Source organism: Paraburkholderia sp. SG-MS1 (genome assembly GCF_012275575.1).
Lineage (GTDB): Bacteria > Pseudomonadota > Gammaproteobacteria > Burkholderiales > Burkholderiaceae > Paraburkholderia.
On sequence record NZ_NPIH01000292.1, the window covers coordinates 1 to 26,103 of the forward strand.

17 protein-coding genes and 2 pseudogenes are annotated in these 26,103 nt (G+C 59.9%); 5 read left to right on the forward strand and 14 right to left on the reverse strand.

The features are described from left to right. The 4 genes and pseudogenes from CIC12_RS32085 to CIC12_RS32100 form a co-directional block, all read right to left on the reverse strand. Positions 1-645 (reverse strand): hypothetical protein (locus CIC12_RS32085; RefSeq protein WP_168666854.1); only part of this gene is annotated, 645 nt, incomplete at its 3' end. A 708-nt stretch (positions 646-1,353) separates the two neighbouring features. Then, positions 1,354-2,882: pseudogene (locus tag CIC12_RS32090) on the reverse strand (CYTH and CHAD domain-containing protein). 366 nt (positions 2,883-3,248) lie between these two features. Then, positions 3,249-3,872, reverse strand: coding sequence for an MlaC/ttg2D family ABC transporter substrate-binding protein (locus CIC12_RS32095; protein ID WP_168670511.1), 624 nt, complete (start codon positions 3,870-3,872; stop codon positions 3,249-3,251). A gap of 465 nt (positions 3,873-4,337) precedes the next feature. Further along, a complete protein-coding gene (locus CIC12_RS32100) occupies positions 4,338-5,942 on the reverse strand; it encodes an MFS transporter (RefSeq protein WP_342030598.1) in 1,605 nt (534 codons plus the stop codon). Between the two features lie 100 nt (positions 5,943-6,042). Here CIC12_RS32100 and CIC12_RS33980 point away from each other — a divergent pair, with 100 nt between their 5' ends. Continuing rightward, positions 6,043-6,192, forward strand: a complete 150-nt coding sequence (locus CIC12_RS33980; RefSeq protein ID WP_168670513.1) for a hypothetical protein — start codon at positions 6,043-6,045, stop codon at positions 6,190-6,192. After that, positions 6,137-6,319 (forward strand): annotated as a pseudogene (locus CIC12_RS32110) (hypothetical protein); the annotation flags it as partial. The gene CIC12_RS33980 and the pseudogene CIC12_RS32110, both read left to right, overlap by 56 nt. Before the next feature lie 174 nt (positions 6,320-6,493). Here the strand turns inward: CIC12_RS32110 and CIC12_RS32115 are convergent. Beyond that, complete coding sequence (locus CIC12_RS32115) at positions 6,494-8,857, reverse strand: TonB-dependent receptor (protein WP_168670515.1); 2,364 nt, start codon at positions 8,855-8,857, stop codon at positions 6,494-6,496. Positions 8,858-9,060: 203 nt separating this feature from the next. Between CIC12_RS32115 and CIC12_RS32120 the strand changes: the two genes are divergently transcribed. Next, entirely contained in the window at positions 9,061-9,372 is a 312-nt protein-coding gene (locus tag CIC12_RS32120; RefSeq protein ID WP_168670517.1) for a hypothetical protein, read from the forward strand. A gap of 309 nt (positions 9,373-9,681) precedes the next feature. Here CIC12_RS32120 and CIC12_RS32125 read toward each other — a convergent pair whose 3' ends face one another. The 4 genes from CIC12_RS32125 to CIC12_RS32140 form a co-directional block, all read right to left on the reverse strand. After that, positions 9,682-10,434, reverse strand: coding sequence for an SDR family oxidoreductase (locus tag CIC12_RS32125; protein ID WP_168670519.1), 753 nt, complete (start codon positions 10,432-10,434; stop codon positions 9,682-9,684). A 673-nt stretch (positions 10,435-11,107) separates the two neighbouring features. Then, positions 11,108-12,055 carry an FkbM family methyltransferase gene (locus CIC12_RS32130; protein WP_168670521.1) on the reverse strand — a complete coding sequence of 316 codons (948 nt, stop codon included), beginning with the start codon at positions 12,053-12,055 and terminating at the stop codon, positions 11,108-11,110. A gap of 623 nt (positions 12,056-12,678) precedes the next feature. Next, positions 12,679-14,244 carry a hypothetical protein gene (locus tag CIC12_RS32135; protein ID WP_168670523.1) on the reverse strand — a complete coding sequence of 522 codons (1,566 nt, stop codon included), beginning with the start codon at positions 14,242-14,244 and terminating at the stop codon, positions 12,679-12,681. Positions 14,245-15,592: 1,348 nt separating this feature from the next. After that, the gene (locus CIC12_RS32140) at positions 15,593-17,014 is read right to left on the reverse strand and encodes a UbiA family prenyltransferase (RefSeq protein WP_168670525.1); all 1,422 of its coding nucleotides are present in this window, start codon (positions 17,012-17,014) and stop codon (positions 15,593-15,595) included. 694 nt (positions 17,015-17,708) lie between these two features. On the opposite strand from CIC12_RS32140, the gene CIC12_RS32145 reads away from it, so the two are divergent. Beyond that, the gene (locus tag CIC12_RS32145; protein ID WP_168670527.1) at positions 17,709-19,319 is read left to right on the forward strand and encodes a hypothetical protein; all 1,611 of its coding nucleotides are present in this window, start codon (positions 17,709-17,711) and stop codon (positions 19,317-19,319) included. Positions 19,320-19,619: 300 nt separating this feature from the next. Then, positions 19,620-20,345 carry a DeoR/GlpR family DNA-binding transcription regulator gene (locus CIC12_RS32150; protein WP_168670529.1) on the forward strand — a complete coding sequence of 242 codons (726 nt, stop codon included), beginning with the start codon at positions 19,620-19,622 and terminating at the stop codon, positions 20,343-20,345. An 88-nt stretch (positions 20,346-20,433) separates the two neighbouring features. On the opposite strand, the gene CIC12_RS32155 is transcribed toward CIC12_RS32150, so the two are convergent. From CIC12_RS32155 to CIC12_RS32175, 5 genes are all read right to left on the reverse strand, one after another. Beyond that, positions 20,434-21,492 carry an ABC transporter permease gene (locus tag CIC12_RS32155; protein WP_168670531.1) on the reverse strand — a complete coding sequence of 353 codons (1,059 nt, stop codon included), beginning with the start codon at positions 21,490-21,492 and terminating at the stop codon, positions 20,434-20,436. Between the two features lie 15 nt (positions 21,493-21,507). Continuing rightward, the gene (locus CIC12_RS32160) at positions 21,508-23,064 is read right to left on the reverse strand and encodes a sugar ABC transporter ATP-binding protein (protein ID WP_168670533.1); all 1,557 of its coding nucleotides are present in this window, start codon (positions 23,062-23,064) and stop codon (positions 21,508-21,510) included. Positions 23,065-23,153: 89 nt separating this feature from the next. Continuing rightward, on the reverse strand, positions 23,154-24,158 hold the full coding sequence (locus tag CIC12_RS32165; protein WP_168670535.1) for an autoinducer 2 ABC transporter substrate-binding protein: 1,005 nt from the start codon (positions 24,156-24,158) through the stop codon (positions 23,154-23,156). Positions 24,159-24,270: 112 nt separating this feature from the next. Then, the gene (locus tag CIC12_RS32170; protein WP_168670537.1) at positions 24,271-25,302 is read right to left on the reverse strand and encodes an ABC transporter permease; all 1,032 of its coding nucleotides are present in this window, start codon (positions 25,300-25,302) and stop codon (positions 24,271-24,273) included. A gap of 34 nt (positions 25,303-25,336) precedes the next feature. Further along, a partial coding sequence (locus CIC12_RS32175; protein ID WP_168670539.1) for a ribokinase occupies positions 25,337-26,103 on the reverse strand: 767 nt, incomplete at its 5' end.

Consider the following 26,103-nt stretch of genomic DNA (forward strand, 5'->3'; position numbering starts at 1 on the left):
TGACAGCAGCTCCTTGAAAAGCCCTTGAACGTTTTGATGATCGTCAAGTGACAGTTCTTCGCCGTTGGCTGCCTTGCCAAGCATCCCACTCAGGGTTCTTGCCTCTCCCCAGACAGGAATCAGGTGTTCCACCACTTCTCCCAGTTTCCTGAAAAAATCCTGTGTTTCCGGGGAAGCGCCTGCTGCTGCCGACAGTTCCGCGCCGAGAAACCCCGGAATATTGTTGCCCGCCTCATACAGTCTCTTCTGCGTCTCTGGTGAAGAACCTGCAAATCTGGCTATCTGGGAGATGATTTGACCGACCGGATTTTGGGCTGTATCAGAAAACCCTCGCCTGAACACATCCCATTCGTTATCGATGTGACTCTGTTCCGGGGCATCAGGATGCTGTTTCCGATAGTCCTGCCAGACAAACTGATCCGCGTCTTTCCTGGAGTGGAAGAGATATAGATTCTCATGCTGGCTATCCCAAGTATAAATCTGTTCGTTTCCCTGATCTTCAGGGTTATCTGGCTGAACATCGATGGTGGCTCTGCTTTGACGATGTCCGGATTCCGCCCCGTTCCTGTCCTGCTGGTCGCGATCTGCTGCAGCCCTGGGGGCTATGGGCGGGCGCCTGTCTGCCTCACTGCTGCCGGGTTCCATAGACGGCCGTTGTCCAGTTGCGGCCTGCAGTGGGCTGTTCCGCGGATCCGCCTGCCTGCGGGGGCGAAGGCCCGCAAGCTGGGGTTGCAATCCGGCAGGACTTGACGGTGTGGCCGTGGCGGGCGGTGGCTCATCGTGGGGATGAGTTAGATAATTAAAGCCAGACGAAAGCGGGGAAATTCCCATCTCGGCACTCCTGTCAGGTTGACCCGTGACAGCATGTTATTTCCCCGGACAGCCAGTCGTGTGGTGATCGGGTAAAGTAGCGGCCCGATAACATGCGGCAGGGGACCGGTTACATCAGCGCTGACGGGGTCGCGTTCGCGGGGAATGCTCCTGGGCGACACATTCGCGGCATGAGCAGCGCAAAAATCATCAGGTACCCCACCTCGTTGCGAACATGGTGATCCTGTACAACGTGCCGTACGTGTCGCGCGAGGAGATTATTACTGGCATTGCGAAGTGCCGCTCTACCTTCAAACCGTCGATTGCCGGGGCGGTGGATTGTGTCGCCGCCGATTCGTGTGTGCCGCGTTCGCGAATGCAACGGCAGCCGCGCGCGGCACATCGGAGTCTTCGTCGTCGTGCCCGCGGCCGCCTTCCACGCCGGGGTTTTTCGGGAACGTAGTAACGGCCGCCGGATCGCGCCGACGATGACACCGGTGCGGGCCAAATTCAGAAAGTAGACTTTCCTGAACCAAGGCTTGCTTAACGCGGTGGCGAGAGACGTCTGAAACGCTTCCACCGCTTCTTCAATGGCTCGTGTTCGGCGGCAGCGCGTGAAGCGAGATAACCGCGCGCGAACGCTGCGCCAGTAGCAGCGTCGGGCGATGTCCTCGGCAGCGAGGTTAGAAGCTGGTCGGCCACAACGACATCGTTGCGCCAGCCCAGATCATCCTGGAGTGCGGTCAACGCCTCGACATAATGCCTGACTGCGCGCCTCGCGCACAGCGACGCGAAGAACTCAGTGGCATAACGGACTTTCTTCGCCGCAATGCGGGCACGGTGGCGACGGTGATCGTCCAGATCGGCAAGCCGCTTGCCGCGTTTGATCAGCTTCCTGTGCCGACGACGCAGGACATCCGCTGCAAACTGCACGGCGGGTGTCGCAATGACCTCGCGTTGTTTGTCGGACATCCCGTCTCGCCATCCCTTTCGATTCAGCCACATCGCGACCTGCAGTACGAGCTGGGTATAGCGAACCGACTCGACCGCGGCGCCGCGCGCTGCCGGTTGCTCACAGCGATCTGCTCGCACGCCTGCTGGACAGGGATGATCTCGTCCGCGTTCCTGCCTGTCGCCGCCTGTTGGAGCGTCGATCCCGCGAGCACTTCCCAATCGCGGGCAGCACCGAGTTCCGATGCAATCCAGCGCAGCTCTTCGTCAAGACCGGGATAGGCGGGAATCACCTTCGCAAACAGATCAAGGGCCGAGCGCAGGCGACGAAGCCCCACGCGCATCTGATGTACACAGGACGGATCGTGGCCAGACACTACGCCCCGTTCGTTCGCATGGATCTGATCCAGACAGTTGCGCGCGATACTGCAGAACGCATCCTCGAGCGAATCGCGCCTTCCGAGATGCACCGGCTGTGCCTTTATCGCGTCGCTATGGGCCGCTACGAGCAGTTCGTAGCCGAGATCGGCCTTGCTGAGATGGTCGATGCGCAGGGGCACGGTTTCGAGGAGTTCGAGCGCCACGCCGTACAGGCTTTCTGCGTGCCCTTGTTTCAACTCCAACTCCACAGCCGCGATCTGCACCGAGCCCGCGTCCGCGTCGACAGTCCCTTCATCGAGCGCCACTTCGAGTTCGTCTCCAGACGGCAAACGCAGTGGAATAACGGATCGATTGATCCGCGTGACGAATACGGGCTTCAGCCGGGCGGCAGTCGATTGGTCACCAATCAATCTGCCGCAGTCGGTATCAGCGGGTATCTGATCTTGCAGCAGCTTCAGATCGGGCGTATCGCTATCGACCGGCAGCTCGAATTCGTCCCTGTCGAACAGGCCCGCCCGTGCCGATCCTTCGAGCTTCAACGTCTGGAGTCGCTCGTCGCCGATGCAACGCACGCGAAGGGACGCTCCGCACCAATGGATAGCAAGTTCGGGGGTGTCGAAATACGTGCTCGTCAGCAATGTGGGAGTGCCTGCTGCGCGTTCCGATTGCGCGAGCAGAGGCGCGTGACGCAACTTCTCAAGATCTTCGGCACGAATTCGTAGCTTCAACTCTCGCTCCATGCGGCCTCCCTTTTGCGTGCTGGACGGTCTATGCCAGAAGCGCTGCAATATGCGCGGGTTGTGGGAGCTGCTGGCACGGGCGGTGCACGCTTCCCGATATCAGCCCTGTCATTCAGCGCCGCCAGACAGAGGAAGGGACGTCAGCGATTCCATGCGAGCCGCCGCCGACAGACGGGGGCGGCGAACATTTCCCACTGGACCAGGATCGGCTCCATGTGCTGCCAGTCCAGCCGCCCTCCACCATGCTACGCCAACTGCTCGATGATTCCGCATGTCGGCTGTGCGCGCGTGCCAATTAACAGGCCAATGATGAAGAAGCCCACGCGAGCGCCGCTCGGCGACTGACACCATCGTGCCGGCGGTCCCTTACTGCTTGCCCGAAGCGAGCTGCTGGTTGCGCTCAGCGAGAAACTGGATCAGACCGTCAACGCCGCTTTCCCGGATCTTGTCGCTGAACTGCTGCCGATATGTCTGGATTAGCCAGACGCCGAGCACATTGAGGTCATACAGCCGCCATCCCTGCGGCGTGCTGTATAGCCGGTAGTCGATCTCTGCTGGTTCGCCGTTCCTGATTGCAAGCGTACGCACCACCACGTCCGTATCGGTTGGAGCGAAATGTATCGGCGGGTAGTCGATCCGTTGGTCCGGACGGAGCTGACCGATAGCACCCGAATAGGTGTGGATCAGGAGCATCTTGAACTGTTCGATCAGTTGCTGCTGCTGCGCGGGCGTAGCTGTGCGCCAGTAACGGCCCATCGTCAACGACGTGGTGCGGCGAAAATCGGTGTAGGGAATGATGTCCCGGTTGACGATATCCATGATGCGGGGAATATCGTCTGGCGCAATCGCTCGGGTGCGCACCTCGTCGAGTATCTGCTGCGTTGCGGTCCTGATGAGAAGCTGCGGCTCCGATTGGTCGACCTGCGCGTGTGCTGCACCGCCGAACGAGAACAACGCGGCGCAAAGAGTCAGTAGAGACAGTGTCTTCATGGGCAATATCCTGGCAGAAAGCGTTGACCTGATGCCTCGCAAGTATCCACCATCGCGCCTGAACGCGTCGTGCCCGACCAGGGAGGCCCCACAGTCATCGGGTATCGCGCGATGGTCCGTCATTAGCACTGCGCGATTCCGAATGCGCCTGCCTTTGGTCCGATATCGTTTGGCATCCGCAAAACACTGTCGATTACGCTACTTTTTGCGATGCGTCTTTCAAGCGTCGGCTGACTCACGATGTCACAATTGCGCGGACTTTCGTGAACCCCATCTGCAGGTGCCTGTCGACACCTGGCAAAAATGACTGCTCGGTGAAACGTTTCGCCAGCTCGCTACCTTGGGACCAACGCTGAGGCTGTCTCGCACCCGCGGTGCAACAGCCGGCCGCATCGGTAGCCCCTCTTCCACTTATCGCCCGGGTCCTCCTGCTCAGCGGCGCCGCGTACGCCGACGCCACGCCCATCACTTACGTGACTGGATGGTCGCGAGGGCGAGGCCCGCTCCTGCGAACGCGCACGCTGCGGACACCAGCGCGACAGCACGCAGCGCGTCTGCGATCGCGTCGGCCTGCGCCAACGCCACGGGCGTCTGGTGCATGGCTGGCCGCGCCCCGGCGTGGGTGTCCGGCTCGAGCAACTGCCCGGTCTGGCGTGCATCGCGAGGAACGTGCAGTTCGTCAAGCCGCGCCGACAGCGCCGCGTGGTGCGACCACACGAACACGATACCGAGAACCGCAACCGCCAGCAGACCCGCTACGCGTGCAACCGCATTGTTGATGCCGGAGGCGACGCCTGCACGGTCCGCCGGCACCGAGCCCATGACGGTCGTCGTGAGTGGCGCGACGGTGATGGTCATGCCGAGGCCGAGTACGGCCAGCGCAGGGAGGAATCCAACCCAATAGCTGCCGCGTACCCACGGCAGCGCCAGCATCGCGAACCCGATTCCGGCGACGGCCGGGCCGGCGCTCAACAGGGCCCGCGAACCAAAGCGGCCCGTCAGGCCGCCGGTGAAGCGCGACAACAAGCCGATGATGACCGGCACCGGCAGCAGCGCCGCACCCGCTTCGGTTGCGGTGTAGCCGTGTGCGCGGATCAGCGTGAACGGAAGGAAAAACAGTACGCCGCCTAGACCGAAGTAGAGCATCAGCGTGACGAGGTTGGCGCCGCTGAAATCGCGTGAGCGGAACACGTCGAGCGGCATCATGGGGTCACGGCTGTTCGCTTCGACCATCACGAATGCGGCCAGCACAAGCACGCCAGCGCCGATCGCGCACAGCACCAGCGGATGCGCGAACCCGCGCGCCGACGCCTGGGTCAGGCCATAAGTGAGTGCGGCGAGCCCCGTTGCCGCACTCAGCGCGCCGGGCCAGTCCAGGTGTTGAGGCGCATCGGGCTTGTGGCTGTTCGGCACCGACGCCATCGCGAGCGCGATCGTCGCCGCTGCAAGCGGCAGATTGAGAAAGAAGATTGCGCGCCACGACAACGCGTCGACGAGCAAGCCGCCCGCCACCGGCCCCGCCGCCGATGTGATCGCGCCGATGCCCGCCCACGTGCCGATTGCCCGTCCGCGCTCTTCTCCATCGAATACGGCGCCGATGATGGCGAGACTGCTAGGTACGAAGAGCGCAGCGCCGATGCCCTGCATCGCGCGCGCTGCGATCAGTGCGCCCGCGCCCGGCGCGAGCCCGCAAGCGGCCGACGCCAGCGTGAAGACCCCGATGCCCGCGATGAACACCGTGCGGCGGCCGAGCTTGTCGCCCATCGATCCGCCCACCAGCACGAGGGACCCGAGAAAGAGCAGATAGGCGTTGACGATCCACTGCATCGCCGCGACGTTCGCGCGGAGTTCGCTCTGAATGGCGGGCAGCGCGACATTGACGACGGAGCCGTCGATAAACGCCATGCTCGAGCCGAGGATAGTCGCAGTGAGCGCAAGACGCTTGCGCCGGCACGGGTGGTCTGCCGCGGTGGGCTGCATGCGGATGATGAGCTCATCGCACGGGCTCGCTTGTGCAGCGACGATGTGCGCGGGCTTCAGGTCGCTATCGGGAACATCCGGGTTGGCCACGCTCACTCCCCTGCTGATCGGCGATGACTAGCATAGCAACTGGAGCACGGGAGCGTAGGTTGGCCTGGTCGCAGGACGAGCGGCCATTCACCGAGACATGATGGCGACGACACACAATCTAAGCTTCCCCCGTATCGGCGCGAAGCGCGAACTGAAGTTCGCACTAGAGTCGTGCTTGAAGGGCACGTGCTCGCTCGCCGAACATTCCGTCGCAGGAGCACATCGTGCTACTGATGAAGAAGGACGCTGAGCGGAACCCGGCACAGCGCCTGTGGTCGAACCCGGACTGTGGTCTGAAGACGCGTCAGTGGGAAGAAGTCATTCCAGCGCTGACCGACATGGCGGCACCGCTACAACGTTGCGCGCTTCCGGCTTAGGGCGCACGCACTGCCCGCTCGGCGTCCGAACTCAACGACATTCTGCCGTCGATCGCCGCGCCCGATGCGGACGTGATCACGTTCGAAACGTCGCGCTCCTCGGCGTCTACGACACATTCATCGCGCGTAGCCTCATATGGTGTGACCTGGTTCAGCCGCTTGCCAATTTTCCGGTCAATCCCACGCGTACCGCAGTCCCACCCAGAAGCCGCGCGGTGCACCGAGACCAAGAAACTGCTCGTTGCTGATTCCGCCCGGATCGAAGGTATGGTTCGGCCCATTGAAGAAGTTCTGCCCCAGAATCGCGAAAGACGCATAGCGTTTGTTCAGCAGGTTCTGGATCGAACCGAACACCTGAAAACGCTTCGTCACGTTGAACGTCGTGTCGAGGTCGATCAGGAAATAGCCGGCTACCGTGCCGTTCACATCCTGGTTGTTCTCGTCGCCGCGCGCGAAGATGTTGCTGCGGTAAGTCAGGTTCGCGCCGATGTTCCAGCGCGCCATGGCGGCATAGTCGAGCCGGAGCTTAACCATGTTCTGTGGAATGCCGGGGATGCGGTCGCCGGAATGCACGGTGATGTTGCCGTCTCCGTCGGCGCTTGAATTGCTGCCGCTGCTCTCGGTCCACGTCGAACGGTAAGTCGCATTCACGTAGCTGTAGCTGGCGCTCACACCAAGCGGCCCCCACTTTGTACGTCCCGCTATTTCGAAGCCCTGCCGCCGCGTCTTGCCCACGTTCTGGAAGTAGCCGAGTGTACTTGCTGCGCCCTCGCTGCTGATGAACTGGATGTCGTCATCCAGTGTCGTGCTGAACGCAGCGGCGCTCCACGACGAGTTGCTGCCGAGACGGCCGCGCGCTCCGATCTCGAACGTCTTTGATATGACCGGCTTCAGCGACGGGTCGGCAATGAAGTCGTTCGGCAGCGAACACGGTGCGGCCGGATCCGCGCAGGCAAGCTCGATCGATGTCGGCGTCCTCATGCCCTCGTTATAGGTGACGTACGCGGTGAAGTATGGAGTCGGGTTCCAGTTGATGCCGACCGCCGGATTGAAACGTGAGAACGTGTGCCTGCCGTCGAGCAGCGGCTGAATACCGCTTTCGTCCGCGATCGTCGCGCGAGCCCAGTTATAGCGCCCCGCCACCAGCATGGACCATTGGTCGTTGAACGAGAACGTATCGCTGAAATAGATACCGTAGTTTTCGTTGCGTGTCTTCGCGTCGGTCTGCTGCACGAACGGCCCGTCGCCGACGGTCGCACGCGTGTCGGTGAAAAACGCGTCCTGCGCCGATTGCGTGAAGCGCGTATTGGAGAGATCCGCAGCGGCGCCGATGATGAACTCGTTTTTCTTGCCGAACAGTTTCTGCAGTAACGTCAGCTGCAAACTCGCGCCGTAACTGTCGGTGACGATATCCGACTGCGCATTGGTGGCCGGTGGTTCATCGTCGTCAAAATCGTCGTTGACGTTGCTGCTCGTATTGACATTCCTGTAGTGCCGATAATACGCGTTGCCGCTCAACTGGATGTCCGGCGTGAAATAGTGCGAGCCGTTGATGGTCACGTAGCCGAGCTGGTTTTCATTCGTGTCCGGAAACGTGTACGCCTGCGTCCAGTTGTTTAGAAACGATCGCGGAATCGTCTGGCTGCCGTTCAGCGTGTTGTCTGCGCCGCCAGCCGACACGGAGATCGTCGTTGACGAGTCCATGTAGCGCAGCTTGCCGAACACCTGGCGCAAACGGCCCGAGTTGTGGTCGGCCCAGCCGTCGTCATTGGTGGCGTTGGCGGTGAAGTAGTAGTCGAGATTGGTATTGCCAATTACGCCGCCCTGCTGGATCTGCGCGAGCTTGCGGCCCCACGAGCCGAGCTGGACTTCCGCTTCGCCGCCGGGGTTCGATTTGCCGTTTTTGGTCGTTACTGCCACCGCGCCACCGAGGGTATTCAGGCCGAAGGTCGGATTGGAGCCTGGAATCACCTGGATCGTGTCGATGGCCGCCTGCGGAATCAGGTCCCAGTTCACGACGTCGCCGAACGGCTCATTGATCCGCACGCCGTCCAGAAAGACGGATAGCCCTTGTGGCGTGCCGAGTACCGGCGAAGCGGTAAACCCCCGATAGTTGACATCGACTTGCCACGGGTTGCCCTGTGCATCGTTGAGATCGAAGCTCTGTAGATTGTTCGCGAAGTAATCAGCGAGCGTATGCGAATTCTGCTCGACGAGATCTCGTCCCCGAATCGTCTGCACGTTGGCCGGCACCAGCTGCAGCGGCGTGCCGACGCCAACGAGCGGTGTCGTACCCACCACGACGATATCGGGAAGCTGGATTGCCTGCTGCGACGGTGGCCCGTTCTGCGTCGGTTGCTGCGACGGCTTTTCGGCAGTGCTTTCCGGCGAGCTCTCTGTTTGCGTGACAGGAACAGATTCGGTTTGAGCCGATGCGCCTGCCGCCAATGCCGCCAGCACGCCGGCTACGGAGAGTCGCAATGCGACCCGGGGTTTTAGGTCCTGCAGGCACAGCGGTTTGTGTAGCTTGATTGACATCGTTGCCGTCTCCCCTCTGTCGTTGCCGGTTCTTATTGGCGAGTTGTTGCGCGGCCTGGAGCAAAGGTTGCGACGGAAACTGATTGGGCGCGCTGGCGGCCACTCCATGCTGAAAGCGTCGCACGAAAGCACGCGCGTAAGCGCGGGAAAAACTCCCGAAACTTTCAGGAAGCCTTCCTGAACCTTTGGTGCGGGAGCGACGCATGATGCGATTGGTAGAACAGCATCGGTATCTGCCGGTGCAGTCGCGCTGCGGCCATGGACCCGTGAAAATGATTCGTCCAATCAACGATGATGGTCCCGATACCGACCTTCAGTCGCCGCGATATGCGACGGGACTGGACGACATACGTCACCGCGTCGATTTACCCGGCAGCGAACTTCATCTGGCGGGCCGGCCGGGTGACGGCTTTACCCTGGTTGCGTGTTTGCAGTCTCAGGCGCGCTGCCGAAGCCGAGCTTGCATGCCGAGCGTCGGCGGTCGCCAATACATCAATACGTCAATACGTCAATGAGCAGGGCCGCCACCGCGCGCGGATCATGGAAGTGACGGGGTAATAGCATTGCTCAAATCCGTAGTCCCGCGCCACTAACCATGATCAGCATGTCGAAATCAGCCACCATAGCGGCGCGATCCGCGGTCGTTCTCATTGACCGTTGGTTAGTAATCCAATTTGAATGTGCATGGATCATCACCGGACGATTCCGTGTCACGCCAGCAACGCGAGTTCTCGCATCTGTAAGAGGCAGCGCGGTAATTCGCCACCCACGACAGGCTCTGGATCGGCTGCTCGATACGGTCAGGCATTGTCCTGCCTCGTCACTCAACGCCTGTTAACCTGTTCGAGCCATTGGTCGAGATTGAGGCGGCCGATCCGGGCGTCGCCAAGCGGCACGAGCGACTGCTCCTCAACACGGCCGCCGTAGTACCGCGCCTCGCGATCCGTCACCACCGGGCGCGCGTCGCCTATCGATCTCAGGTAACGCGTGATGATCTCCGCGAAAGGCGCGCGGTCTGGGCCGGCGATGTCGACCGTGCCGTTCAGGGGCGCAGCAAGCGCGGTCTGCGTGAGAATCGACGCGACGTCGTCCGCGGCGATCGGCTGAAACAGGCCGTTGCCGATGCGCACCGTGCCGCCGCCCGTGCTGAAATCCGCGATTTCGCCGATGAACTCCATGAACTGAGTCGCGCGCACGATCGTGTACGGCACGTCCGCCGCTTTGATCCCCTCTTCCTGCGCAACCTTGGCAGCAAAATACGCGTTCTCCGGTGTGCGGTCGCAGCCGACGATTGATAGCGCGACGTGATGGCGCACCCCCGCTGACACTTCGGCCATGCCGAGGTTGCGCGCCGAGGTGCGGAAGAAGTCGAGCACCGCCTGCGGCTCCCATGACGGCGCGTTCGCCACATCCACGACGACGTCCGTGTCCATGAGCGCGCTGCTCAGGCCCTCGCCCGTTACAGCATTCACACCGGTACGCGGTGAAGCAGCGAGCACCTCATGGCCCGCCGCGCCCAGCTGTGCGACCACACGCGAGCCGATCAGGCCGGCGCCACCGATAACGACGATTTTCATGGCAGATTCTCCAGATGAAAACATATGATCGCGAGGCGCGGCTGTGGGCTACATCGCGTGAACCTGTTTGCCGCCGTCGCATCGCGTAGGGCTATTGTGGAAGAATCAAGCGCTGTCGAAAAGCAACATGAATGCACGAACAATTAGCTCAAATCGGTTCGTGCTCCTCGCGGTGCGCCAGACCGCCGTGACAGAAGACCGCGCTCGGCACGAGGCGCGGTGGCAAGCCGGACCGTACCCTCCTCGTCGACGACGGGTTTAACAGGTGCGCGGCGCGGCAGCACGCTTACATCGCGGTCGCTGCCGGCGTCGGTGATGTGTGGGTGATGCGTTTTCTGGCGGGCTGGGGATCGTTCATGCCGGGCGGCGAAGACACGATCCATTTTGCCGGCGGCCGATACGTTGTTTTTCGAAGCGAACGCAAACAACCCTTGCAGGTGAACGAAACAACGCGGAAAAATCTACGTGGTCGTCTAGCCGACGAAGCAACGAGTTCATGACGCGGGCGCGTGCCATCAGCAGCGTTACGACACCGAAGTGCAGCGTGCCGACTGCGCACGGCGTACCATGGCCTACCGTACCCCAGTTCGTCGATCGCTGCGAACAGCAACCGATCGAAAGCCGAGGCGTGGCTCAATCGGTAGCGTACGCCGTGCGCCAGATTAAAGCTTCGTCACACGTGAAGAAGACTCTGGAAGCGTGGAGGCACCGCGATAAGCATCGAATAGTTTCCCGGTGGAACGGATTCGGAGGTCACCACTTTGTGCGTACGTCCGGAGAACATTTCCATGAAGTTGAAAATGCGGCGGACAAATGTGTTGCGTGAGACAGTCCCACTTTGGTGCCAACAAAATTTGTATCCGAGATCTCTCAACATTGAAATCGATTCCGAACTTCCTTCTTCGAAATCACTTTCATGCTGCTCCAATACGATCAGTGGCCAGTGGGTTGTTATAGTGCGTAAGCTGCCCCGCAGAACCTTGGGCTCGAAACCCTCGACATCCATTTTGATGAAGCAAAGCTTCTTGTCGTGGTAGTCGAGATTATCAAGCCTGTCGACCTGCACATCGATGCAATTCACGTTGGAATCGGCCTCGAACTGGCCCGTGACGATGACCGACTCGCCCATGTTATCGGGCACCTCTGACAACTTGAATGTGCCTTTCTCGTCCCCAAGACCAATGTTGAATGCTTCGATCTTCTTCCGGAAACTGACATTGAACTGGAGTAAATAAAAAGTCGAGGGGTCCGGCTCGAAGCAATGCACCTCATCGAATATTCTCGAGAAGTAGAGACTATGATTGCCGATATTGGCACCGATGTCCAACCCGATGCCCGCACGGAAAACATCATGCAAAGGTTCGAGGAAGCTGAACAGAACGTCAAGTTCCTCCTGCTCGTAGACTCCGAAAACATGGATAAATCCGCCGATATGCTCATTCGCGAATACGGCCATCTTGTGGCCTCTTGCGCGCAGATGCTTCTCCGCGAGCCCGTTAAGTCTATGAAACGACAGCCGGTCGACTATGTAGCTGAACTTCCTGGCACTAACACGCTTCGCCAAAATTCTTTGCGAAAAGACCGGCTGGGTAGACGGCATGGTTTGGGAATCGATATCCATCTGTAGCTCCAGATAGAGATGCCTGGGCGTTCGCGTTGCCCTGCAAACTCTGCGTGTCACACGCCTTCGCCTTGATATCCGTCGTTGCACCGACGGTGTTCGGGCATGCCTCGTCACATACCATTCGTAGTGGTCCATTTAGAAAAATAAATGTTAGGCGTCGGTTCGGTGAACGAGGCATCTGCGGCGCAAAGTGGGGCGATACAGTCGCAAAACGTTGAATACAGCCAATTCGCCCAGCGCTGTTGACTCGATACCCATATTGCGACGCGATACGTTCCACCTCCTGAAATAAGGCGAGGCGACAACTCATCATCGGAAACGTTGCCCCGGCGAGGTGTGTCCCGCCGAGGGTCCCGCGCGGCCGAGTCAATAAGGGTATGAACGAAGGGTCAGTCTGAACGCTTGACCCGCGGATGAACAACCGTGCCACGATGCCGGCCCGTGGCGGCAGGCGCACCGGGAGCGCAGAGAAAATGGGTGACGCGCGTCGTTACGCAAGAACGCGGTTTAGGGGGCTTGGGGGAGCGTAGAGATGCGAACTTGAGCTTTTCGCTAACCGAAGAGCTCAAGTTCGTTTTGCCGCTCGTACTAGCAGCATTGAAGCGCCAATTGCCTGACGTTTAATTGTCCGGGTGGGCGGACGTGAAAGCAGTGAACGCACTGTAAGGCTGACTGATCGGCGAGCCGTTGTTCATGATGCCGTAGGTGTTGTCTCCACTGTCGAGCACGTAATACATCACAGACTGGATGTTATGCGTTTTGCGCGCGGCATAGAACTCGCTCAGTTGCGACGTGATATAGCTCGCACGGAAGGTCTCGGTCTCCGAAGGACCCGTGTTCCATTCAGTGATCATGAACGGCACGCCATAGCGGGCCTTGCAATACGTTGGCAGGTCGAACGTCGGACCCTTACCGTCGCTACCAATGGCGAAGATATCGCCATAGGCCGCGTAGTTGTGCCACGTGGTAATGTCCCAGCGCAACGGCTGATGGCCGCTAGTGCCGTCGGGTTGCATCCCTTCCCACAGCGCGTCCGCCGCGCCAATGTCCGCCACGCAGAAGTTGATACCGCATTTGGCCGATGGCTGAACCGACTTGACGCCGTCCATCATGCCGCGCATCGCACCGCGCATGATCGGCCAGTTGGTGTTGTTGAAGTCCACGGCCAACGCGCCTGCGTACGAGAAATCTATGACAGTGGCGTTCTGGCGCGTTAGTTCGTTGCCGCATTCGTACATCGTCACGCCATACGGCGCCAATGCTGCGGCAATCTTCTTCGCACCTGCCATGTTGTCTTGATACGCCGCGACTTCGTTCGCGTAGAGCTGGCCGCTGGCATCCGTCACGCCCTGATTAATCAGCACGAGCAGCTTCATGCCAGCACTCTGGAAAGCCTGCGCGATCTTGACCACAGCGTTGATCTGATTCTGATCTCTCGTGCAACCCACGCGATACGTCGTGCAGCCCATGCCCTTCAGGAGCGACACGAGCTGGGTTGGCGTGTAGGTGTAGTCGTAATGTCCGTTGACACCGTAGAACATGCCCGCAGCAGGTGCTGCTGCGATGCGCGGGTCGGATGCGGGCAGCCATTGCGCTGCCACGCTGCGCACGTCCACGTTCACGTAGAACTGGCCGCCCGTGCCGCAAAGCCAGATTTTGCCGCCGTACCAGAGGACCAAGGACACGTTATACGTGTTGCCCACAGTCGCGCCGTTGCGATAAACCACGCCATTCACGAGTGTCCAGACCGTGTTCAGTCTGTCGATGATGTAGGGCGAAGCGGGCAGCGTCGTACCCTCCGCCGACGTGCCTCCCATACGTGGGTCGAGGCATGCCGTCCATCCCGACCCGTTCCACGAATAGAACTGGCCGCCGCTACCTTTGGAATAGATGGTGGTCCCGTAATAAATGATGAGTGTTACGTTGGAGGTATTCCCGGCTTTCGCGCCGTTTCTATACACCATGCCGCCCGATAGAGTCCAGACAGCGCCAGCGCTGTCGGTGATCGAACTTGCCGAGGGGATGGTGGTACCGCTTGCGGAAGCGGCGGCGTGTGCTTTGGCGTCGGTAGCGGCCGATCCAGTGCTGTTGCCGCTATCGTCCCCGCCACCACCGCCGCACGCACTCAACAGGTAGCTTCCACCGATAGCCGCAAGGCCGCTGATGAATTGACGTCGTTTTAGCATGGCAAATAATTCCACTGTCGAGAAAATTCTCGATAAAGAAACCCCAGAATCTATTTATGGCGCTTCGAGTAAGTAGATACGCGCGCCGATCCGGCCGCGGGCTAATTAGTAATGCTGATAGTCGAGCAAATATTTTTTGCCTCGCCTACATACCGCAGTGCTGTCAGATACATTGAAATAATCGTGTGGTAACACGGATACTCTTTTTGACAGCCATACATCCGCGACTAAGGGAGCACTCGCTTGTGCGCCATTATTCATTTACCACCGACAAATAAATTGACCGGGTAATCGCTGGAATCCACGCGCCGCAGCACAGCAAACGTTTCACCGCATTTCCGAGCAGCCGTTTAATTCGGTAACTTCTGCAAGGATGCGTTGCGGTGTCGATACGGGCACTGCGAATCCAGCATCATTTGGCGCCCACGTCTATGAGTCGGACCGTTCAGGCTTGCTACTCGCTGAACCCAGCCATGGCTCAACGCCACCTGTGGACACCGCACGCAAACGTTTCACCGAAGAAACGTATTTCGAGGCCGTGGGCAAAAAATGCGTGCTTGAGGCGCCAACGGCGTAAATAATACCCATTTTGCGCAAGCGCTTAAAGGAAATTTAGCGGTTTTCAGCCATAAAGCACGATCCTCCCCGCCATTTTTGCGTGTGGCGAACATCCTTGCTTTCTTCGGTTGATTAGGGGATTTCCCTGCTTAATTTGTTGGGACGCGACCCTTTTTTGTTATCGTTGCGCAGGTCATCTGAGATGAAATACCTTTGGGGTTGTCGCGCACGAGCCGACAGATATTGTTCGTGCCCGTTTCGGCCCAGAACAACAACACTTCGTGCTGAACGGCCATTCCGTTTGTCTCATTCATCGAACACCCGAAATGCACTTTCGTGTTGTCCACGGTACTAGTGAGCGTGCGTATCCGATGCCCTCCATCGCACATATGGTCAACACGTTAGCCGCCTCATGCCCTTTGAAATTTTTTTGGCGCGGAAACAAAAGGCTTCCCAGTCATTATCGTAGGGTGCAATCTGATCGCTATATCCCACGACGGAAACGGAATTGTGTTAGGTGAGTACCGGGGAGTGCCGCATCGGGGCTTCTCAGAACGAGTGCGTCAGGTCATTGGAAGCGGGCTGCATTCGAAGTGAGCGCCCTTGGCGAAGCCGCATCGGTTGGACTGAGCGGAGTCTTGCGGACTCTCAATTCACCGCTTCTTTGTCGGAAGTCGACGTCATGATCAATTGCGACATGGTCCAATACGCGACCAGGTGCATTCCTCTTTTTGTGGAAAGTCGTTTTTCAAACGCAACGGTATGATCTACGCCCACGTCACGTGGGCTTTCACGTTGCCGCGATCACAGTCAAGACGCACAACATGATGATCACCAGGCTCCCCCGGTTTTTGATTGCGAAGACGATCGGGTCGTCATTCATCTTTCCCCGGAAGGCGATCATCCAGACGCGGCTGATCCAATATAGGAGCAGGCAAAATAGAACCCAAAGCCTGTGAGGATGGCGATACAGCACGGTTACATCACTCGAATTCATGTAGAGCGCAAGCACGAGCACCGCAACGTAGCCCGCCGCCGTCCCGAACGAGCGCACGATGCTCATGTCGTCCGCCAGATAGCCTCGGCCTGCTGCCGATGTCTTGCCGTCTCGCTGGATTTTGTCCAGTTCCGTATAGCGCTTCACCATCGCCAGACTGAGAAAAATCATTAGCGAAAACATGATCAACCAGTCGGACAGTACAATGTTGCCGGCCGCACCGCCCGCAACGATACGGGCCGTATAGAGCGCCGCGAGCACGAATACGTCGATCAACACTATCCGCTTCAAACGAAAGGAGTAGGCCAGTGTTATCACTACGTAGCCGGTCAGCACGAGCTGGAACGCGGGCGTTAACAGGATTGCAAGGCTGGCCGACGCAGAGAGCAGCACCAGCATCAATATGATGCCCGCTAGAAGAGGCAGCTTACCTGACGCAAACGGACGATCGCGTTTTCGGCTATGCCGCCTGTCCGCATCGAGATCGAGCATATCGTTCAACAGGTAGACTGACGACGCGCAAAAGCTGAACGAAAGGAATGCGATTCCCATGTCGACCAGCGTATCGACTTGAGTAAAACGATGGGAAGCAAGTAGTGGCAAAAAGATCAACAGATTCTTTACCCATTGATAAACGCGCATTTCCTTGAGCGCGAGTCTTATGAACGGCCGTGATTCTTCGAAGAAAACAGTCGTCTGATTCACCTTCCTTGCCGCCGCCTCGATGCTCTTGCTTCCCACGACAATCGCTTGTCGGGCCAGCGTCCACACGGGTATATCGGCGCGCGCATTGCCGCAGTAGTCGAAACCTTGTATGCCAAATGTGGTGGACAAGGTCTCCGCCTTGTGCGAGCCGGAAAGGTTGCGCGACGCATCGCTCGCCATCACGCCTTTAAAAAAGCCGAAGTGCGAAGCAACCTGCTCGGCGTACCGGTGATCACCGGCGGTGCATAGATAGAGATCGCGGCCGCGAGACCGTTCCTGCCTTAGAAAATCAACCAGGCGCGTGTTGTACGGAAGCAATGACACATCGATCGCCACGCGAGCGGCGATCTCGGCCTTCAAGTGCGCCTTGCCACGCAGTAGCCAAATTATGCAATGGAAGATGTAGAGCGGATTCTGTTTGATCAATATGAGGAACGATTCGATCAAAACGTCGCTATGCGTCAGTGTGCCGTCGAGATCGACGCAAAGAGGGACAGTTGCACCAGCCATCAGTAGCCTCGAGGAGTTGCCGACGTAACTTCACGCCATGTGCAGGCGCGCCCTCGGTCGCTAAGCTGCAAGCAGCCCGGACGCACGACGTCGAGGTCGTGCGGTGCGACGCGTCATCTTCAACCTAACACACGAATTCTTCACGGCGAAGACCTCCGGATGTCCGGTGGCGCAGGGAGCGGAGGTCGTGACCGATTTCGCCTAAAAAAATGCGCGACGATGCTAACTCATGGCCGTACGATGCAGAACCGCTCTCCTGGCGACAGGAGTTAGTCCTCTTGTGTCTTCGCGTCCCGTCGGACACAAAAGCGCGCTACCATAGTTCCAGATTTTTTGACCGCTACGACACAATACGTGGGAACAATTGTGCTCGACCGGGGCCGCGTATTCGATATTGACTCGCCGCTTCAGCTGCGGATTGCAGGCCCGGCTCAACTGAACGCGCTTGTGGCAGAGCGTGCGATTTCCCGATGATTCGCACGCCATGTTGTCGAAAGCCCCCTCTGCCGCACGGGTCAATTCGAAGTCTGCTGATTGCCCAGGGTCCTGGCCGCCGGAGCCGATCACAGAGCAGTAGAAGTGCATCTTGCAGTAGCGACCTCGAACCCGGGGGGCACTCGTTGCACAGGAGGTCCACAGGACACCTCAATTGGCGAGAGTACGACGTCCCCTTCACCAGCAGACAAGGCCATTCATGTTGACATCGATCAGAAATGCCTTTGAACGGATTCGTTGGACCCAATTTTCCGATCACGTCGTCGTATTCGTGTTTGCTTCGTCGCTCTACGCTGCAGTGCTATACAACGCCGGCCTCCATGCCCCGTTCTTGCGGGTTCTGCTCGCGCTTGTCATTGTGCTGGCAATCGGGTTCTATGGATACTTATCCCGGGCCGAATGGCGCACGGCAATTCTGGCGATAGCATTTATAGCCGTCGTGTTAGTGTCCTATGGATTCCTGCGTGAATTCAGTTACGACGGCTTGAATTACCACAGTGCTGTGGCCCTTGCGCTGGACCAACAGATCACCGGGGTAACCGGAGCACACGAAATCGGCGGCATGTTCTGGGCGGAGCATTACCCGAAGGCATTTGAATTCTTCGCATACACCGCCCACGTCCTGACTACTCGCTTTAACAGCGGCAAGTCCTTCACCTTGTTGCTCAGCGTTCCCGCAGTGGTTTGCTTAATGCAGGTATTCCGAAGCGCTGGGCGCTCCGGCAGAACCGCGCTCGCCGCGGCGGTCGTATGCGTCTACAATCCGGTCGCGTTAGGGCAGATAACAACGCTATATGTCGATGCGGCGCATTATTACTGCTGGACCATCTTCTCAGTCAATCTTCTCTTCGCGGTCTGGAAAAGACCGTACTCCGCTGTCCAGTTAGGCGCTGCACTTGTACTTCTCATCGGTTCGAAGATGACTGGACCAGTGTTCGCCGGCATTTCGATACTAGTGATTTTCGCTGCGGCACTTGTCGTGCAAACCAGGCATGGCTTTCTGCGAAATCATCGAAAGGTGTTCGGGCAGCTTGCTGTCTGGTCGGTCGTTGCTGTTCTGATCGTCGGCTACTCGCCTTACATGCAGAATGTCCTCGCCGGCAAGCATGTCTTCTATCCAATTCTTGGCAAGGAGAAGTTAGATATCTTGAGCCGTCAGGCGTCCCCGCATTTTCTAAGCTTGAATCCGTTGCACAGACTCGTTCTGTCCTATTTCTCCCTGCCCAGTAACTGTACGTATTGCACGACAGCGGAGCCGACATTCGACCTGTCGAAGGAACATTTGCGCGACGCGTTCGTCGCGCTCCATACGGCAGATACACGCTTCTCCGGATTTGGTCCGTTCTTTGGAGCGATGCTGGTACTGGGCGTGATCGCTATGTTCGGAAGGAAGAAGGACGGGAACATCGTGAAGATCTATTTGCTGACGACGCTGGCGATCGTTCTGCTGCATCCTCAATCCTGGTGGGCACGGTACGTTCCCATGCTTTACGCGGTCCCGCTTCTGGCTGCCGCCGGCTTCTCCCCAAGCCGTCGAATCTTTTACGCAATAATTGCCCTAGGGCTGCTGAACTCGCTGCTGGCCGCGGGAAGTGTCGCAGGCTACATCATGTTGAAGCAGATTCACTATAGAAGCGCCGTGGCCTCGGTTCACGACATGTGCGAGCAACGCCCACTTACCTTACCTCCTTCCTTAATGAACTGGCAGTTTGATCTGCGAGACGACAATTTCCATATGTCCAGGAACGGCGCGCCTCCAGAAACTGAATGCGCCGTCAATTTCGACCAGTTGATGATAATGAAGAAGTAGACGTTTGGTAGGTCGCGGCGCACCGCACCCTCCACATCGTGCGCTTCGGTGATCTCAAGAACTGCCTCGATGAGGCCACCGGCGGTCTGCCAGACTCGGCCGGCCAAACTGGTACAGATCGACCGCGGCGTGACGGTTGGTCTGACCTGCGTCGGACACAAGTCAGAGGTTTGGCGCGACCGCAGCAAAAATCAGTTACCCACCCTCAAGCCACTCGCCTACGCCCCCGCCTCCTTGTTATAATCCTTTCATCAAATCGAACAAAACATAACGCCCCTCACACCGCGCGACAGGACCTCCATGCTGAAACCCGATCGCCTCCGCGCCCTCGCCGATGCGCTGGCCAGGCAAAACGTGATGCGCTTGCGCGATGCCGCGAGCCTGCTGGGCGTGTCGGAGATGACTGTCCGGCGCGACATCGCAGCGAGTCCGGACCAGTTCACGTATCTCGGCGGCTATATCCTCAGCGCGACGGACGTACCGAACAACGCCGGCTACTCCCTCGAAGAAGAGAAAGATCACTTCGCGCAACCCAAGGCTGAAGCCTCCGCGATTGCGGCGGGACTCGTCGTCGATCACGAAACGATCTTTATCGATTGCGGCACGACACTGACCACGCTTGCACGACTGATTCCGCTCGAGCGTCATGTCACGGTAGTGTGCTATTCGCTGAACGTCGCGGAAATTTTGCGGCGCAAGCCCAACGTACGGATGATCCTGCTGGGCGGTGTCTACGTGCCCTCGTCGGATTCGTTCGCGGGCGAAGAAAGTCTGGAGATGCTACGTCGCATGGGGATCAACAAGGCCTTCATTTCCGCAGGCGGCGTGGACACCGCGCGTGGTGTCACGTGCTGGAATTTCCATGAAGTCGCACTCAAGCAGGCGGCCATGGCCAGCGCGGTGGAAAGTCATCTGGTGGTGGACCAGAGCAAGTTTGGCGTCGTCAAAGCCGTGCGCTTTTCGCAAGTCGACGACTTCGACTCCATCATCACCGAAAAAGGCCAGACGCTGCGCAAGCGCAAATGAGCGCGCTCGCTGCGCATGCGGGAGCAATAGTGAAGCGCGATGACGTGCGATAAAGCACGTCACGCAGCAAGCCCGCGGACAGCGGCATTCAACCCTTGCGCTGCAACGCGAAGAGCGTGCCCGCGATCAGAATGAATGCGCCGATAATCACCTTCTGCCAGGTGCTCGGCACGCCAACCAGAATCAGCACGCTGTTGATCAGCGTGACGAGCACCACACCGAGCAACGTGCCCGCCACCGTCCCGGTCCCGCCCGTAATACGCGCCCCGCCCAGGATGACCGCGGCGATCACATCGAGCTCCGAGCCCACCAGGTCGAACGGATTCGCCAGCCGGTTGTTCGACACATGCAGAATGCCCGCGATGCCCGCGAGCATCCCCGTATAGCCGAACACGAACAGATGGATGGCGCGCAGGTTGTAGCCGAGCCGCCCGGCGATCGCGAGACTGCCGCCCATCGCATAGACGCCCCGCCCCATCATCGTCCGGTTCAGCAGCCACCATGTGACTATCGCGGCCGCCAGCAGCGCGAGCACCGACACGGGCAGCACCGCGCGCAAACCATCGCTCGTGTGATAAAAAAACAGCGGAATGCGGCCGAAGCGATCCATGCTGTGCGGAATGTTCATGAAGAACGATGTGCCGATAAAGGTCAGCAGCAGCCCGCGAAACAGATACTGCGTGCCGATCGTGACGATCAGCGAAGGCGCCTTCAGCCGATGCACCAGCAACCCGTTGACGATGCCGAGCACCATGCCCCCTAGTGCGCCGGTGATGAGGATCAGCGCAAACGGCGCGTCGGGCCACCACGCGAACACCGCCTTGGTGATGCCGTACATCGTCAGGGCGGCAATCGCGGTGAACGAGACGTCGATGCCGCCGGACGCGAGCACGACGAGCGTGCCGAGCGCGAACAGCGACATGGTGGTGGCCGAATGCAGCAGATCGAATAGCGTCGCGAACTGGAAAAAGCGCGGGTTGATCGCGCCGACAATCAGGCACGTCACCGCGATCAACGCGACGGTAAACCATTCCGGATTGCGCGCGAGCTTCGCCCGCAAGCTGGGCGGCTTGACCTCGGGTGCGACTTCGACAAGGATCGGCGTGGTCATGGTCTGCTTCATGCGCGAATCGATGCGCGAGTTCATGGATAGGAACGTCCTTTATGCGGCTTCTGAAAGCAACGCGTGATAGAGATCGGCTTCGCTCAGCGTGTCGGCCTGATATTCGCTCGCCACGCGGCCCTTCTTCATCATCAGAATGCGATCGCAGTTCTGCAGCAGTTCAGGCAGGTCGTCGCTGATGAGGATGATGCCGATGCCGCGTTGCGAGAGGCGCTGCATGATGCGGTAAATGATGTCCTTCGACCCGACGTCGACGCCGACCGTCGGCCCATGCAGGATCAACACGCGCGGATCGATTGCAAGCCAGCGGCCGATCAGCACGCGCTGCTGGTTGCCGCCCGAGAGCGACTGCACGGGCTTGTCGATATCCGGTGTCGCAATCTGGAGATCTTTCACCGTCTGTTGCGCGAGTGCTTGCGCGCGCGTGCGGTCGATCTGGCCGAAGCGGTCGCGCAAACTGGAGATCATCGCGGTGATCACGTTGTCGCGGATCGGCTTGTCGAGGAAAAGCCCCTCGTTCAGGCGGTCTTCCGGCACATAGCCGATGCGATGATTTTTCGCGTCCGACGGTGTACGCAAGCGGATGCTTTTCCCGTCCAGGCTCACCTGCCCCGACTGCGCGGGCGCCACACCCGCGAGGGCGCGCGCGAGTTCGTTGCGCCCCGAATCGAGCAGACCCGTGACGCCGAGAATTTCGCCGCCGTGCAGCGCAAACGACACATCGCTGAACTGGCCGGCGCGCGTGTAACCCTGCACTTCGAGCACGACGGCCTGCCCAATCGCATCTTCACGATAGCGCTCGTTCGACAAATGGCGTCCCGTCATCAGTTCGCTGATCTGCGCTTTGGTGAATTGCGCGATCGGCCCTTGCGCCATTTTCTGGCCGTCGCGCAGCACGATCACTTCGCCGCCGATCGCGTAGCACTCGTCGAGCTTGTGGCTCACGAACAGCACGGTGACTCCCTGCGCGCGCAGATTGGCGAGGACGGCGATCAGGTTGTCGACTTCCTTTTGCGTGAGCGACGTGGTGGGCTCGTCCATGATGACGAACTTCGCCTCGCTCGCGATCGCGCGGGCAATCGCCACGAGCTGCCGCGTGGCGAGCGGCAGTTGCTCGATGAGCGTCGCCTGAAACCCGGCATCGTCGGGTAGGCCGACCGCTCCGAGCGCGCGCGCGGCCGTGCGCGCCAGCTCGCGTCGGTCGAACGTGCGGGCGAGCCGGCCCGCGTGTGTCGCCAGCTCCGAGGTGAGCGCGACGTTCTCAGCCACGTTCATGTTGGGCAGCAGCGAGAGGTCCTGATAGACGGTCTCGATTCCCGCCGCGAGCGATTCGAGTGCGCAGAGGTGCGCGTGGCGCACGCCTTCGATGATCAGTTCGCCTTCGTCGGGCGGTTGCGCGCCGGAAATGATCTTGATGAGCGTGCTCTTGCCGCAGCCGTTTTCGCCGAGAAGATGGTAAATCTGCCCGCGCTCGAACGACAGGCTCACCCCGCGCAACGCATGCACGCCGATGAAGCGCTTATGCACGCCCACGACTTGCAGAAACGGCTGCGACGCGTCGGATTGCGGCTGCGGTGACGATACGTCCTGGTTCATGATGACGAGTGTGAGTTAAGCGTGTCCGGGTGGACACGCGTCGAAGGAAGTCCCCCAAGCGATCAGGGGGACGCCGTGGCCCTGGCACATCAGAACGGATACTGTTTGTAATTCGACTTGTCGACGTTCACCCAGCCTTGCCCGCGCACGATGATGCCCTTGCCCGGACCCTTCGCGACCGTCACCTTCGTGTAGCCTGGAATGCCGAGATCGGCGCCGTTCTCGACCGTTTTTCCGTCGATGAGCATTTGCGCGACCTTGTTCATCGCGATACCGGCGAGCTTCGGGTCCCAGAACGCGATGCCATTGACGGCGCCGCTTTCGAGGAATTTGCCTGCTTCCGTCGGCAGGCCCGTGCCGTACACGCAGATCTTGCCTTGCATGCCGGCTTCTTCGACCGCCCGGCCGATGCCGATCACGTCGAGCGAGGACGAACCCTGGAAGCCCTTCAGGTCCGGATGCTTGCGCAGCACTTCCTTCGCGACTTCATAGGCACGCTCGCCGTCGTTATTGGTTTCGAGTTTCGGCTCGACCAGGTTCATCTTCGGATATTTGGCCTTGGCGTTGCCGATGCCGCCGTCCGCCCATTGCACCTGCGAGCGGCTGCCGAGCGAACCGACCAGCACGGCCCACTTGCCGTCGTCGTGCATGCACGAGGCGAGGCGTTCGTTCAGGCCGGCGCCATAGGCGGTGTTGTCGAAGGCTTCGATGTCGACCATGGTGTTCTTCGCGTTGTCCGCCTCGTGCGTGACCACCTTGATACCGCGATCCATCGCTTTCTTCAGCGCCGGTTCGAGCGTCGGCGGGTCGTAGGGCACGACGGCGATCGCCGTGACCTTCTTGGCGATCAGGTCTTCGATGATCTTCAACTGCTGCGCCGCATCCGCACGGCCGGGACCGGTCTGATAGGCGGTCACGCCGGGGTTGTCCTTCGCGAATTGCTTGACGCCGTCGTCCATCCGGTTGAACCAGTTGATGCCGGTCACCTTGACGACCGTGACGATCGTCTCGTTGGTGGCAGCCTGCGCCGCGGCGATCACGCCTGCCGTCAGCGCGCCTGCCGCGAGCGCGGCGCCCAGTCGAGTCAATTTCATGCGATGTCTCCTTTATCGTTCGATGTCGCCCCACTCCACCCTCACGGACAATCAGGGCTCGTTGTCCGTCGCGTACTGAAACCTCGGGGATGCTTCGCGTCGGGATAGCGCGCTAACGTTTCGGGGCCGCGCCCGAGCCGCCGCCGAAGCCGAAGATCGCCCTCACCCGCTCGCCGCCCGCAAACGCGAGCGACAGCAACAACAGAAACCCCCACGCGCAATCGCCGAAAAACTGCGACACGCCCATCAGATTGAACAGGCTCGACAGAAACTGCAGCACCGTCGCGGCGAAAAACACGCAGATGATGCGGCCATGACCGCCCGCGGGATTCACCCCGCCCATCACTGCAATCAGGATCGCGATCAGCAGATAGGAGTTGCCGTAGTCCCATTTCGCGCTGGACGTATGCGTCACGCTGATCAACCCGGCCAGCGAGGCGAGCACGCCGCACATCGTGTATGTGATGATCAGCATCCGCGCGCGCGGAATGCCCGCATAGAACGCGGCTTTGGGATTCGTGCCCATCAGATAGAGACGTAAGCCGAACGGACTGCGTTTGAGCAGCCAGCCCAGTACGATGAGCGCCGCGATAAAGATGCAGAAGGCGATGGGCACCTGAAACACGGTGCCGTTGCCGATATTCGACAACGGATCGACATAGTCGACATGCACCGAGGCGCCGTTGCTGAGCACCACAGCAAAGCCCGTGAACAGCAGCTGCGTGCCGAGCGTGCAGAGAATCGGCGTGAGCCGCAGCCACGCGATAACCATCCCGTTCAGCAGCCCGCCGAGCAGCCCCATCGTCACGACGATCACGCAGAACAGCGCCGTGTAGAGCGCGGGCGAGTCGTCGCCGTTGAGAAAACGCGGCACGACCAGCGCGGCGACCATGCCTGAGAGGTTCGCGAGTCCGACGCCCGACAGGTCGATGCCGCCGTTACCCGACACCATCGACAGCATGATGCCGAGTGCGAGCAGGCCGAGTTCGGGCAACTGGCCGCCCATCGACTGCAGGTTGTCGATATCGACGAACTGCCCGCGCGAGAGCCAGGTCGCGACCAGCACGACGAGCACGTTGACGATCAACAGAAAATTCAACTGCCGGTCGCCGAACAGTTTTCCAGCGGTGAACAAGGACTTCATGGTGACGACGATCTCCTTGAATCTTCGCAAACGGTCAGGATGACCGGGACAGGTCCGCCGGCTGATTCAATACGCGCTTGACTTCGTCGAGCGTCGGCATGGAAGGCGCCGTACCCGGGCGCGTCACCGAGATGCCCGCAAGCGCGCAACCGAAACGCATGGCGGCGATCGCGTCGTCGCCGCGCGCGAGCGCGGCTGCGAAGCCGCCTGTGAAGCCGTCGCCGGCACCCGCGGTTTCCACCACGCGGCCGCAATGGTAGGCCGGCACGAGGACCGATCGGGTCGCCGAGTGCAGCAGCGCGCCGGCCTCGCCGAGCGTCACGATCGCCGTGCCGACACCTTTGGCGAGCAGCACGTCGGCGGCCCGGCGCGCGTCGTCGGCGTTCGAGATCGGCACGCCGGTGAGCGCAGTAGCTTCGGTTTCGTTCGGGGTAATGTAGTCGCACAGCGGGAAGATGTCGTCGTCGAGCGACATCGCGGGCGCCGGATTGAACACGGTGATCACGCCGTGTCGGCGCGCCACTTCGAGCCCGCGGCGCGCGGCGGCGAGCGGCTGTTCGAGCTGCGTGACGAACACGCTCGCGGCGGCGATGTCCGCTTCGATCGCGTCGACATCGGCGGCGTTCATCGTGCCGGCCGCGCCCGACGCGACGATGATCGCGTTCATGCCGGTGGTATCGTCCACGAAAATATGCGCCGCACCCGTGGACACGCCGTCGATCACCGAGGCGCGCGCCGCGATGCCTTCTCTCGCCCACGTTGCGCGCGCGATCTCACCGAACGCGTCGTTGCCGAGGCGGG

Coding starts and splice junctions, on each gene's coding strand:
- CIC12_RS32095 (WP_168670511.1), bottom strand. CDS start 3,872: ATGAAGACACTGTCTCTACTGACTCTTTGCGCCGCGTTGTTCTCGTTC.
- CIC12_RS33980 (WP_168670513.1), top strand. CDS start 6,043: ATGGCGACGACACACAATCTAAGCTTCCCCCGTATCGGCGCGAAGCGC.
- CIC12_RS32115 (WP_168670515.1), bottom strand. CDS start 8,857: ATGTCAATCAAGCTACACAAACCGCTGTGCCTGCAGGACCTAAAACCC.
- CIC12_RS32120 (WP_168670517.1), top strand. CDS start 9,061: ATGATGCGATTGGTAGAACAGCATCGGTATCTGCCGGTGCAGTCGCGC.
- CIC12_RS32125 (WP_168670519.1), bottom strand. CDS start 10,434: ATGAAAATCGTCGTTATCGGTGGCGCCGGCCTGATCGGCTCGCGTGTG.
- CIC12_RS32130 (WP_168670521.1), bottom strand. CDS start 12,055: ATGGATATCGATTCCCAAACCATGCCGTCTACCCAGCCGGTCTTTTCG.
- CIC12_RS32135 (WP_168670523.1), bottom strand. CDS start 14,244: ATGCTAAAACGACGTCAATTCATCAGCGGCCTTGCGGCTATCGGTGGA.
- CIC12_RS32140 (WP_168670525.1), bottom strand. CDS start 17,014: ATGGCTGGTGCAACTGTCCCTCTTTGCGTCGATCTCGACGGCACACTG.
- CIC12_RS32145 (WP_168670527.1), top strand. CDS start 17,709: ATGTTGACATCGATCAGAAATGCCTTTGAACGGATTCGTTGGACCCAA.
- CIC12_RS32150 (WP_168670529.1), top strand. CDS start 19,620: ATGCTGAAACCCGATCGCCTCCGCGCCCTCGCCGATGCGCTGGCCAGG.
- CIC12_RS32155 (WP_168670531.1), bottom strand. CDS start 21,492: ATGAACTCGCGCATCGATTCGCGCATGAAGCAGACCATGACCACGCCG.
- CIC12_RS32160 (WP_168670533.1), bottom strand. CDS start 23,064: ATGAACCAGGACGTATCGTCACCGCAGCCGCAATCCGACGCGTCGCAG.
- CIC12_RS32165 (WP_168670535.1), bottom strand. CDS start 24,158: ATGAAATTGACTCGACTGGGCGCCGCGCTCGCGGCAGGCGCGCTGACG.
- CIC12_RS32170 (WP_168670537.1), bottom strand. CDS start 25,302: ATGAAGTCCTTGTTCACCGCTGGAAAACTGTTCGGCGACCGGCAGTTG.